Source organism: Neobacillus sp. Soil_C_43, from assembly GCF_057656715.1.
Map to the genome: position 1 here is coordinate 190,855 of NZ_JBDGJV010000004.1, position 12,180 is coordinate 203,034.

The following is a 12,180-nucleotide window of genomic DNA, read 5'->3' on the forward strand; positions in this document are numbered from 1 at the left end:
ATTATAAAAACACTAGGAGGGATGTTCTTATGTCACCTACTCGACAAGATGCGTGGTCCCAAGACGAAGACTTATTACTCGCTGAAGTTGTGTTACGGCATATCCGTGAAGGTGGGACACAATTGCAGGCGTTTGAAGAAGTAGGCAAAAAGCTTTCGCGTACTTCGGCTGCTTGTGGTTTCCGTTGGAACTCATATGTACGTAAACAATATAAATCAGGTATTGAGCTTGCTAAAAGACAAAGAAAAGAACTAAAAAAGCAAGTAGTCACCACAGAAGGTGAGGTCATTCAAGATTCAGTTAAGGTTGAGACAGTCTCATCACCTGTAGGTTGTGAACAGGGACCTACCATTACTTTTCCTGCTGTCATTCATTTCTTAGAAGGAATCCATCAAAAGGCGGAAGATTGGGCAAGTTATGAAGTGGACAGGAAGAACTCTCTTGATAAAATTAAAGAGTTAGAAAAGAAGACTTTTTATCTAGCTGCAGAAAATGAAAGATTGTCTAAGAATTTAAAGGCTATTGAAGAGGATTACCGCTCATTAATTGAGATTATGGAAAGAGCGCGGAAAATGGTTGTGCTTCAAGATGAAGACAGACAACAAAAGGTGAAATTCCAAATGGACAAAAATGGTAATCTGGAAAGGGTAGAAAAATAGCAAAAAGCGGACAATGTTTTGTCCGCTTTTTTGATGGAATGATATATATTAATTTTGCGGTTCTACGCCTTCTGGATACCAAACTAGTGGATTTTCCCCGCGATCCCGTTCCATATCATAATCAACTTTAGAAAAGCCCATCTTTTCCCAAAAACCACTTGATTGTACTCTTGGATTTGTCTTAATAGGTAGACCAAAGTTCTTCGCGAATTCGACAAGAGCTTTACCAAAGCCCTTCCCTTGATAATCCGCTAGTACTTCCAGCTTCCATAATTCTAAATAATTTTGTGCTGGATAAAAATAACGATCGAATTTCGCATCAATTTGATATAAACTCATTCGTGCTACTAGTTTGTCCCCGAAATAAATACCGTAAAATGGTGATTCACTATCATCTTCAACCATATTGGCTTCAAGGTCTTCAAGCATGGATAACTCCTGAATTCCATATTCTTTAAACTTTTTAAATTCTTCTAATGTTTTAAAGTTAACTTTTAGTTTCTCCACTTTTGCTCTCATAGTAAACCTCCTAAGAAATCATAACCTCATAATATTGTATATATTCATTTGTTCATGAATAACATGAAGATGTATTAATTTTTGCATTATTCGAAATGAATTAATATTATTATATAACAAAAGCACAAAAAATTCTTCAAATAAGTTCAGGAAGCGTTTTCAAAATTTGCAGGAAATTCCGAGAATGATGTAGAAATTTTAATGGAGGAACAAAAGGGGCATGAAAGGGGAAAAAATGTGCAAAAAATATTAATTGCCAATAGAGGAGAAATTGCACTTCGTATCATAAGGACCTGTCAGGAGATGGGGATTGAAACGATTGCTATTTATTCAGATGCTGACAAGGATATGCCTTTTGTAAAAGCCGCAACTAAGGCTGTATATGTAGGTGAGCCGCCAGTAAACAAATCCTATTTACAAGCTGATAAAATCTTGGAAATAGCAAAAAGTGAAAAAGTGGATGCCATTCATCCCGGTTACGGCTTTTTATCTGAAAATGCAGCGTTTGCCAAAAAAGCTATTAAAGAAGGAATTATTTTTATTGGACCAAAACCGGAAACAATCGAATTAATGGGGGATAAAATAGTTTCGCGACAAACGATGGAAAAGGCTGGAGTACCAGTAGTACCTGGAAGTGGTAATGGTTTAAAAACTATTGAAGAAGCCTGTAGTTTAGCAATGGAGATTGGATATCCTATTATGCTTAAGGCGAGCGGCGGTGGCGGTGGAATTGGAATGGTGCTTTGTGAAAATGAGCAAGCGCTCGTTAAGTCCTATGATTCGACTAAAACCCGAGCCATGGCTTACTTTGGTTCAGACGAGGTTTTTATTGAAAAATATATTGCTGATGCTAGACATGTGGAAATTCAAGTGTTTGGGGATTCTGCAGGAAACATCGTGCATTTGTTTGAAAGGGATTGCTCCATTCAAAGAAGGCATCAAAAGGTTGTGGAAGAATCACCATCTCCTTTTCTAACTGAAACAGTTAGGAAAAAGATGTATGAGACTGCGGTGAAAGCGGCTCATGCGGTTGATTATATTAACGCGGGAACCATCGAATTTATCGTTGATGAAGCGGGGAACTTTTACTTTTTAGAAATGAATACTCGTCTTCAGGTCGAACATCCAGTAACAGAGATGATTACAGGACTTGATTTAGTAAAATGGCAAATACTTGTAGCACGAGGTGGAAAATTACCTTTGCTGCAATCTGAAATTAACTCAAATGGAAGTGCTATTGAATTCCGCTTATACGCAGAGGATCCTGTTCGATTTTTGCCGTCACCAGGAAAAATTACTTCTCTTAAAATGAATGCGACAAAAGGAGTCAGAATTGATTCTGGCTATGAGGAGGGGGGAACGGTAACACCGTTCTATGATCCAATGATTGCAAAATGTATTGTTTATGGACAGACAAGAGAAGAGGTATTATCGACTGCGGAAGGATTCTTTAAGGATGTGGTGATTGAAGGGATTAAAACAAATGTGCCCCTGTTTTTATCCATTCTAGCTGATACTGATTTCCAAAAAGGGTTGTATACTACGAGTTTTCTTACAAAAAATTTAGTGAAATAAGGAGAGAGAAACATGAAAGAAATTACAGCAACTATGGCAGGTACGGTATTAAATATTTTTGTAGCAAATGGTGACCAAGTAAATGTTGGCCAAGAAGTATTAATGCTTGAGTCTATGAAAATGGAGATTCCAATCGAGAGCAGTACGGAGGGTACTGTGTTAAATGTAAAGGTAACTATAGGTGACTTCGTAAATGAAGGCGATGTTCTTATGGTATTAGAATAACAGGAGAGGGGGATCAGAATGACGACCACTAACATGTTAAATGATCAATTAAATGCAAATAGAAAACAAATCGAGGCTGGCGGACACCCTAAATATCATGAAAAGCTGAAATCACAGAATAAGATGTTTGTTCGTGATAGACTTGCCCTATTATTTGATGATGGCAAATATGAGGAAGACGGGAAATTTGCTAATTTTAAAGCAGCTGATCTTCCTGCTGATGGTGTAGTCACAGCGATTGGTAAAATTAATGGTCAAACTGTTTGCGTCATGGCTAATGATTCTACCATTAAAGCAGGTTCTTGGGGAGCAAGAACAGTTGAAAAAATTATTCGTATTCAAGAAGTAGCGGAAAAATTGAGGGTGCCGTTGTTTTATCTTGTGGACTCTGCGGGAGCGAGAATTACTGATCAGTTAGAGATGTTCCCAAACCGTAGAGGGGCAGGGAAAATATTTTATAATCAGGTGAAGCTTTCCGGTATGATTCCGCAGGTATGTATCTTGTTTGGGCCTTCCGCTGCCGGAGGAGCATATATCCCAGCTTTCTGTGATATTGTTATCATGGTTGACCAAAATGCATCCATGTATTTAGGATCCCCTCGTATGGCTGAAAAGGTTATAGGGGAAAAGGTAACGCTGGAGGAAATGGGCGGGGCACGTATGCACTGTTCAGTAAGCGGTTGTGGAGATGTTCTTGCCTATAGTGAGGAAGAAGCTATTGAATCAGCTAAAAGATACATTAGTTATTTTCCAGCCAGCTTTAAAGAAAAAACGAAGAGGACAAATGGCGTCGCACCAAAAGAGGGTAGAGATTTAGAAGCAATTATCCCTGAAAATCAAAATGCACCTTTTGATATGTATGAATGTATTGATAGACTCATTGATCAAGATAGTTTCTATGAAGTGAAGAAATTATTTGCCCCAGAGCTAATCACCGGGTTAGCTAGAATGGATGGAAGAGCTGTTGGAATTATAGCTAACCAACCGAAAGTAAAAGGTGGCGTTTTATTTGTCGATTCTGCTGATAAGGCGGCTAAATTTATTCAGCTTTGTGATGCCTTCCATATTCCATTATTGTTTTTAGCAGATGTTCCAGGATTTATGATTGGTACTAAAGTTGAACGAGCTGGGATTATTCGTCATGGAGCCAAGTTAATTGCAGCTATGAGCTCTGCAACAGTACCAAAAATTTCTGTTATTGTTAGAAAAGCTTACGGGGCAGGGCTATATGCAATGGCCGGACCAGCCTTTGAACCAGATTGCTGTATTGCTCTTCCTTCGGCTCAAATTGCAGTCATGGGACCAGAAGCAGCGGTAAATGCAGTATATTCTAATAAAATTAATGAAATTGAAGATCCGAAGGAAAAAATAAAGTTCGTTCAAGAAAAACATAAGGAATATAAGGAGCATATTGACATTTACAAGCTGGCTTCAGAGCTAATTGTCGATGAAATTGTTGCTCCATCCGAATTAAGATACGTGCTTATTCAGCGCTTTGATTACTATCAATCAAAAGAATTAAACTTTAGTGACCGAAAGCATCCTGTATACCCAGTTTGATTCTAGAATCCCTTGTCGTATAGCGATAAGGGATTTTTTTTCATCTTACTTACAGAATGCTGACAATATCTGATAAAATGTGGGTAAAGACGACTAAATGAGGGGATACCATGAAGGTTGGAATCATTGGGGCTGGGTCAATTGGACTATTATTTGCATCCTATATCAGTAGAAGTTATGAGGTAACAATTTATACAAGGACTGAAAATCAAGCTTCACAAATTAATGAAAATGGAATTATTCTTCAAAAAAAAGCCGAAAGAACGGTATCCTTAGTCAAGGCACTTCCAATTTCAAAGTGGAAGGGAACTGAGGATTTAACCCTTATTACGGTTAAACAATATCAACTTACTCCCGTGTTAGAGATTATTAATCAGCTTCCTGAAGATCCTGATAACCTATTATTTTTACAAAATGGTATGGGGCATTTAAAGTGGTTAAAAGAATTAAAGAATAAAAATATTTTTGTAGGTACGGTTGAACATGGTGCGTTGAAGGAAAATGCCTTTACTGTCAGCCATAATGGTGAAGGGGCAACAAATGTGGCGCCTTTTAGAGGGGATTTCTCCTTCTTACAAAGCTTTTCAGCTGCAGTACCTTCTGATTTTCCAATCCATGTACAAGAAGATTATTATTCGATGCTAATAAATAAATTAATTGTTAATGCGGTTATCAATCCATTAACCTCTATTCTGCATGTGAAAAATGGGGAATTGATTCAGAATGAATATTTTTTTCGCGTTTTAACGAGCCTTTTTGATGAAATATCCTTCATTTTGAACTTAGACCACCCAGAGGAACACCTTCGACAAGTGATGGAAATCTGTAAGAAAACTGCCGAGAATCGTTCCTCTATGTTAAAAGATATCGAGGCGAATCGGCTGACAGAAGTAGACGCCATTCTCGGTTTTATCCTTGAGGAGGCAAACAAGCAAGAAAAACAGGCTCCTCTATTAGAGAACGTCTATCATTTTATTAAGGGAAAAGAACCAGTAAAGGGGGGAGTGTTGTGAGCAGTATTCTGTCCTCTGTGTTAACAGTTCTTTTTGCATTACCAATTTTCGGCTCTATTTTGGTCTTTTTATTTGGAAAAATAATAACAAAAAATTCACGGAGATCTCTTCATATCGCACTAGATTACACCACTATTTTATATATCATTTCTGTCCATTTTTTAATTGTTACGATTTGGAAAATATCATTGTTTTGGTTAATAATACTAATAATGATAGTAATAGCAATGATGTTTGTTCTTGTTCATTGGAAAGTTAAGGAAGAGATCATTCTTCAAAAGGTTATGAAGGGCTTTTGGCGATTTAATTTTATGCTGTTTTTTCTAGTGTACATTGCCCTCACTTTTTATGGCGTAATTTCAAGTGTTGTCACTTTTAGCTTTTCAACATAAAAATGAGCGGATGGTTTTTTCAAATAGGGCAGGTAGTGATATACTCGTTTAGAATGAATATCAGTGACCAGAAAGGGAGTACATAAATGGAGATTTTAAATCTCTCTTTACCAGCAACGAATCGGTTTGCTTCTAATTATTTGGAACAATCTGCTGATATCCAGCCTTTTTTTCACTATCGGTACAATGATGTAGAAGAAGATAAGAAAAGAATGGCGGAATTAGGCGGTAGAATATTTCCTCGCAGAGAGGTAGCTGCACACATAGAATCCTTCATGGAACGCTTTCCAACTTCAGAGGCTGTAAAGAAATCAATAGAAAAATTAAGACAAAATGATAGCGTCGTTGTCATTGGTGGCCAACAGGCTGGAATTCTAACAGGACCGCTTTATTCCATCCATAAGGTCATCTCCATTATTAAATTAGCAGAACAAAAAGAAAGACAATTAGGTGTTCCTGTGGTACCAGTTTTTTGGGTTGCTGGGGAAGACCATGATTTTCAAGAAGTAAATCATGTATTTGTGCCAGTTAACCAAAAAGTTGACAAATGGACCTACCCTGAAAGAGTACTCCAAAAGAAAATGGTATCGGATATAGAACTAAATAAAGATGTATGTGTATCATGGGTACAAAACATCATTGAAAATTTTGGCGAAACAGAACATACAAATACACTTTTGCAGTTTGCGGAAGAACAAGTTAGTAGGTCTAAGAACTTCGTTGATTTTTTTGCAAACATTATTATGGAATTGTTCAAAGATTATGGATTGTTAATTGTTGATTCAGGAAATAAAGATTTTCGTTTAATACAAAGGGACTTCTTTACTCAGCAAATAGAACAACATGAAACCATCACGTTTTCGGTCCTTGAGCAGCAAAAGCAAATTGGAAATAAAGGCTACCCGATTACTATAGATATTAGTGACCAAGCGGCAAACCTATTTTTTTATGATCAAAAAGAAAATGAGCGTATCCTCCTAGAATACAGTCGAGAATCGAACCGTTTTGTGGGGAAAAGTGGAACAGCTTCTTTTTCAAAAGAAGAATTAATGGAGCTTGTGAACACAAAGCCGGAACAATTAAGCAATAATGTGGTGACTCGTCCTCTTATGCAAGAATGGCTATTCCCAACCATAGCATTTATTGCAGGACCTGGGGAAATTTCCTACTGGGCAGAGCTAAAACTTGTATTTGAGCATTTTCATATTAAGATGCCGCCGATTGTCCCACGCTTAAATATTACATTCCTGGATCGGTCTGTTGAAACAGATATTTTAGAATTAAAGATAAATATAACTGATGTTTTAACTAGAGGAACGGAACAAGAAAAGGAAGGCTTTCTTTCAACCATTAAGGATAGAGAGTTAGAAGAGATGTTTTCAAAGACAAAAGCTGACTTAATGGAGCAGTATCAACTTATTGAAGCAAAAACAGAGGAACTTGACCGTGGACTGCTTCCGATGCTAAAGAAGAATGAAACGTACTTACTGAAAGAAATTAACTTTATGCAATCAAAACTTGAAGATGCGGTTAAGTTTAGACATAATGTGATATTAAATAAATATGCTCGAGTGGATCTTGCGTTAAGGCCAGATGGCTTTCCACAAGAACGGGTTTGGAATGTATTTTATTATTTGAACGAATATGGTTTGACATTTATTAAAGATATCATGACAGAGGCATTTGAATTTAATGGTAGCCATAAGGTTATAAAAATGTAGAAAAACTTCACTAATGCAGTGAAGTTTTTCTTTTTTTTGTAAGAATTCAACTGGGTAAAAAAGGATTTTATAGAAATAGGGGCGAATAGTTAAAAAATAGGTGGTGAAAAGTGGGGGAATGTGGTACATTTTTTATAGAAAGTGGGGGTAATGGGTATGTTCATGGGTGAATACCATCACAGCATTGATAATAAAGGCCGATTGATTGTGCCCTCCAAATTCCGAGATGAACTTGGCGACATGTTTATCATTACTCGTGGATTGGATCAATGTTTATTTGGTTACCCAGTATCAGAGTGGGGACTTATTGAAGAGAAATTAAAAGGCTTACCTCTGACAAAAAAGGATGCCCGTGCTTTTACTCGTTTCTTCTTTTCAGGAGCAACAGAGAGTGAACTTGATAAGCAAGGAAGAATAAATATCCCTACACCACTTTTGCAATATGCAAAACTAGAAAAAGAATGCGTAATTTTGGGTGTTTCCAATCGAATCGAAATTTGGAGTAAACAGATTTGGGAAGACTATTTTACACAGTCTGAAGAATCTTTTGCGGAAATTGCAGAAAATATGATTGGCTTTGATATATAATGGATAAGTTATATTAATATATTTTCTGTTAGATTTCGCTGATTGGAAAAGGTGGTACGAAAAATGTTTGAACATACAACTGTGTTATTAAAAGAAGCTGTTGACGGACTAAATATTAAGTCGGATGGTATTTATGTTGATTGTACTTTGGGTGGGGCTGGACATAGTTCGCTCATACTCTCAAGACTTAGCGACAATGGTAAATTGTTTGCATTTGACCAAGATGAAACAGCAATCGCACATGCTAAAGAGAAATTATCTGAATACGGTAGTCGATTAGAGATTGTTAAAAGCAATTTCTTGTACTTAAAAGAGGAACTTGAAAGTCGCGGGATTTATAAAGTTGATGGGGTTCTTTATGACCTAGGGGTTTCGTCTCCACAATTGGACACGCCTGAACGAGGTTTTAGTTACCATCATGATGCCCCCTTGGATATGAGAATGGACAATGAAGCAGATACTTCTGCATATGATGTCATCAACCATTGGGCATATGAAGATTTAGTTCGAATCTTTTTCCGCTATGGTGAGGAGAAGTTCTCAAAACAAATTGCTCGAAAAATTGAAGCAGCAAGACAAGTAAAACCGATTGAAACAACTTTTGAATTAGTTGAATTAATTAAGGCAGGAATCCCTGCACCGGCAAGAAGAAAAGGGGGACATCCTGCAAAAAGGATTTTTCAAGCAGTCAGAATTGCTGTTAACGATGAATTAGCAGTTTTTGAACAATCATTAAATCAAGCGATTGATTTGCTAAACCCTGAGGGAAGGATCAGTGTAATTACCTTTCACTCACTAGAGGACAGAATTTGTAAGGCAGCATTTAAGAAGGCTAGTGAAACACCTAATTTGCCTCCAGGTTTACCAATAATTCCAGATGAGTATAAACCAATCTTAAAGCTAGTCTCACGTAAACCAATTCTTCCATCGGAAGAAGAGTTAGAAGAAAATAATCGCGCCCGTTCTGCAAAGCTTAGAATCGCAGAAAAACTTTAAAAATGGCTTTGTTAAAGAACATTGTTGATTTTTATAACCTGTTGATTGGAGCGGAAGGCACGAAGACTCCTGTGGGAGTATGGTTCAGGGGAGACCCCGCAGGCGCAAGCGCCGAGGAGGCTCGCCGAAACACCCACGGAAAGCGAAGTGCCTGGAGCGGAAATCAACAGCCATGTTTAACACAGCCTTAAAAATAGGACAGGCAAAACAGTGCTTAAGCTGGAAATAAGAAAATCTGGAGGGGAAAAGATTGAGTAATCTTGCCAGGAAGTATCAACAACAACAAGAACAAGTTGAACAAAATAGCAAAAGTATTGGTGAAATAAAAATAAAAAAATCCTGGCTCACTCCAGGGGAAAAAATCATTGGAGTTGCATTTGCAGGATTGGTTTGTTTCGGTGCCGTGCATCTAATTTCTACCCAGGCTAATATTTATGAAGTAAATAAAGATCTTCAGAATGTTGAAGCAAAAGTGAAGGAACAACAGAAGGTTAACGGCGACTTGCAGGTTCAAGTTAGTGAACTTAGTGCATATGACCGAATTTATGAAAAAGCAAAGAAAATGGGACTTGTGTTAAACGAAAATAACGTCAAGGTTGTGCAGGAAAAATGAGCAAGAAACAGCCCTATATGAATGCTGGAGCAGCGATATTGTTTGTAATATTCGGCCTGCTCTTTTTTGTATTACTTTTTAGATATTACTCAATCCAAATTACTGGAGAAGTAGGGGGACAGCCTCTTGCTGCGAAAGCACAGCAGAAGTATAACAGGGAAGGGACACTGGCAGCAGCTAGGGGAGAAATCTTTGATCGGAATGGTGAGGTAATCGCCGAGGATACGGCAGCGTATACATTAATCGCTATTGTTGATAAAAAAATGACAACAAACCCTAAAAAGCCTCAACATGTTAAAAATCCGCGGAAAACGGCAACAGAACTAGCTAAATATATTCAAATGGATGAAACCGAGATTTATAGTATCCTAACAAAGGGAATTTCCAAAGGAAGATTTCAAGTAGAGTTTGGCAAGGCTGGTAAAGATATTACGCATCAAACGAAGAAAGAAATTGAAGCCTTAGAACTCCCAGGTATTACTTTTATTCGTGATTCAAAACGGTTTTATCCAAATGGGATGTTCGCTTCTCATGTAGTGGGCTATGCTGACCGTGTTGAACAAAAGGATCAAACCTATAAATCAATTGGAAAAATGGGAATTGAGAAATCATTAAACACGGAATTAACCGGAGTCGATGGTAAGATTAATTATGAGAGTGATCTATGGGGCTATTTACTGCCGGATGGAAAAGAGAAAATCACACCAGCAAAAAATGGAAATGATGTTTACTTAACAATTGATAAAAAAATTCAAACCTTTTTAGAAGATGCAATGAACAAAGTGGCAAAAGATTATAAGCCTAAAAAAATCATTGCCATTGTTGCAGATCCAAAAACAGGAGAAATTTTAGCTATGGGTCAGCGTCCTTCCTTTCATCCAAAAACAAAAGAAGGGATCGATAAAAGCTGGCATAATGAAGCGGTGGAAACATCATTTGAACCAGGTTCTACTATGAAGATTTTCACATTAGCTGCAGCAGTGCAAGAAAATGTGTTCAATCCAAATGAATACTATCAATCAGGGTCATATAAAGTGACAAATAAGGATAAAGCGATTCATGACCATAATGGCTCAGGTTGGGGAAGTATTTCATACTTAGAGGGAGTTCAGCGTTCTTCTAACGTTGCATTCGCAAAAATAGCAAAAGAAAAATTGGGCTTTGAAAGGTTCAGAGAATACTTAACTAAATTTGGCTTTGATAAACCAACGGGAATTGAACTACCAGATGAAACCTCTGGTAAAATCCAATTTACCTATCCAATTGAAAAAATTACTACTGCATATGGACAAGGAACGGCGATTACACCGATTCAACAAATTCAAGCAGCCACAGCCATTGCTAATGGTGGAAAGATGTTGCAACCTCATGTGGTTGAAAAGATTGTCAATCATGATACAGGTGAAACCATTAAAGAGGTTTCACCAGAGGTGGTATCAACTCCAATTTCTGCTGAAACAGCAAGTAAGGTGCGAGATATTCTTGAAACAGTTGTTACCTCGCCTAAGGGTACTGGTGGCCGTTACAAAATCGAGGGTTATAGTGTTGCAGGCAAAACTGGAACCGCTAATATTCCAGGACCTAATGGTAAATATATAAAAGGGGTAAACGGTTATATGTTTTCCTTCTTAGGGATGGCACCAAAGGACGACCCTAAATTAATCGTATATGTAGCTGTCCAGGAGCCAGTATTGGAAGGCTTGGAGGCAGGACAAGGGGCGATTCCTGTATCTGGCGTTTTTAATCCTGTGATGCAAAATAGCCTACACTATTTAAATATACAGCCTTCTGTCCTGGAAAAGGCATCGATTAATAAGATGGCAAATCTAAAAGGACACTCCGTTACTGATACCGTTAAGGACTTAAAGGAAAAAGGTTTTGAAACAGTTGTGCTTGGAAACGGAACAGAAATAATTGGACAACTTCCTAAGGCAGGGACAACTATATTAGAAGGGGAAAAGGTAATCCTCCAAACAAATGGAGAATTAACCGCACCGGATATGACCGGTTGGTCACTAAGAGATGTGATGAAGGTGGCGAGCCTTGCTGGCCTTAAGCTCAATTCTAAAGGAAAAGGATATGTAGCCCAGCAAAATCTTAAACCAAAATCACCTCTTAAAGAGGGTGATTTCCTCATTGTCGATTTGAAAACCCCTGAAGAACAGTGGAATGAAGAAAAAGAAGCATCGACTGATAAGGGTAAGGAACAAACGGATGACAAGGAACAAAAGGTAAAAGATTGATTTGAAGAGGTTGACTGCAAAGTCGACCTCTTTTTTTACGCTGTTTTTTCAACAATGGCTCGTTCTATTGAAAAAA

Annotated in this window: 12 protein-coding genes; 11 read left to right on the forward strand and 1 reads right to left on the reverse strand. The window is 37.7% G+C overall.

The window, feature by feature from the left end; all coding sequences use genetic code 11:
• The first annotated feature begins 29 nt into the window (after nucleotides 1-29).
• Entirely contained in the window at nucleotides 30-659 is a 630-nt protein-coding gene (locus AC3A54_RS08525; protein ID WP_487654136.1) for an RsfA family transcriptional regulator, read from the forward strand.
• A 48-nt stretch (nucleotides 660-707) separates the two neighbouring features.
• On the opposite strand, the gene AC3A54_RS08530 is transcribed toward AC3A54_RS08525, so the two are convergent.
• Nucleotides 708-1,178 carry an N-acetyltransferase gene (locus AC3A54_RS08530; protein ID WP_335544783.1) on the reverse strand — a complete coding sequence of 157 codons (471 nt, stop codon included), beginning with the start codon at nucleotides 1,176-1,178 and terminating at the stop codon, nucleotides 708-710.
• Nucleotides 1,179-1,415: 237 nt separating this feature from the next.
• Between AC3A54_RS08530 and AC3A54_RS08535 the strand changes: the two genes are divergently transcribed.
• From AC3A54_RS08535 to AC3A54_RS08580, 10 genes are all read left to right on the forward strand, one after another.
• Nucleotides 1,416-2,753, forward strand: coding sequence for an acetyl-CoA carboxylase biotin carboxylase subunit (locus AC3A54_RS08535; protein WP_487654137.1), 1,338 nt, complete (start codon nucleotides 1,416-1,418; stop codon nucleotides 2,751-2,753).
• Nucleotides 2,754-2,765: 12 nt separating this feature from the next.
• Nucleotides 2,766-2,978, forward strand: coding sequence for an acetyl-CoA carboxylase biotin carboxyl carrier protein subunit (locus AC3A54_RS08540; protein WP_309865228.1), 213 nt, complete (start codon nucleotides 2,766-2,768; stop codon nucleotides 2,976-2,978).
• Nucleotides 2,979-2,996: 18 nt separating this feature from the next.
• On the forward strand, nucleotides 2,997-4,538 hold the full coding sequence (locus tag AC3A54_RS08545) for an acyl-CoA carboxylase subunit beta (protein ID WP_487654138.1): 1,542 nt from the start codon (nucleotides 2,997-2,999) through the stop codon (nucleotides 4,536-4,538).
• A gap of 110 nt (nucleotides 4,539-4,648) precedes the next feature.
• Nucleotides 4,649-5,551, forward strand: coding sequence for a 2-dehydropantoate 2-reductase (locus tag AC3A54_RS08550; protein WP_487654139.1), 903 nt, complete (start codon nucleotides 4,649-4,651; stop codon nucleotides 5,549-5,551).
• Complete coding sequence (locus AC3A54_RS08555; protein WP_487654140.1) at nucleotides 5,548-5,943, forward strand: DUF3397 domain-containing protein; 396 nt, start codon at nucleotides 5,548-5,550, stop codon at nucleotides 5,941-5,943. Before AC3A54_RS08550 ends, AC3A54_RS08555 begins: the two co-directional genes overlap by 4 nt.
• 86 nt (nucleotides 5,944-6,029) lie before the next feature.
• Nucleotides 6,030-7,664 (forward strand): bacillithiol biosynthesis cysteine-adding enzyme BshC, encoded by a 1,635-nt coding sequence (gene bshC, locus AC3A54_RS08560; protein ID WP_487654141.1) that lies wholly within the window; start codon nucleotides 6,030-6,032, stop codon nucleotides 7,662-7,664.
• 156 nt (nucleotides 7,665-7,820) lie between these two features.
• A complete protein-coding gene (mraZ, locus tag AC3A54_RS08565; RefSeq protein WP_307289041.1) occupies nucleotides 7,821-8,252 on the forward strand; it encodes a division/cell wall cluster transcriptional repressor MraZ in 432 nt (143 codons plus the stop codon).
• A gap of 63 nt (nucleotides 8,253-8,315) precedes the next feature.
• Nucleotides 8,316-9,248, forward strand: a complete 933-nt coding sequence (gene rsmH, locus AC3A54_RS08570) for a 16S rRNA (cytosine(1402)-N(4))-methyltransferase RsmH (protein WP_487654142.1) — start codon at nucleotides 8,316-8,318, stop codon at nucleotides 9,246-9,248.
• 250 nt (nucleotides 9,249-9,498) lie between these two features.
• A complete protein-coding gene (ftsL, locus tag AC3A54_RS08575) occupies nucleotides 9,499-9,861 on the forward strand; it encodes a cell division protein FtsL (RefSeq protein ID WP_308080265.1) in 363 nt (120 codons plus the stop codon).
• Nucleotides 9,858-12,104 carry a penicillin-binding protein gene (locus tag AC3A54_RS08580; protein ID WP_487654143.1) on the forward strand — a complete coding sequence of 749 codons (2,247 nt, stop codon included), beginning with the start codon at nucleotides 9,858-9,860 and terminating at the stop codon, nucleotides 12,102-12,104. The genes ftsL and AC3A54_RS08580 overlap by 4 nt, the downstream gene beginning before the upstream one ends.
• The last annotated feature ends 76 nt before the right edge of the window (nucleotides 12,105-12,180 follow it).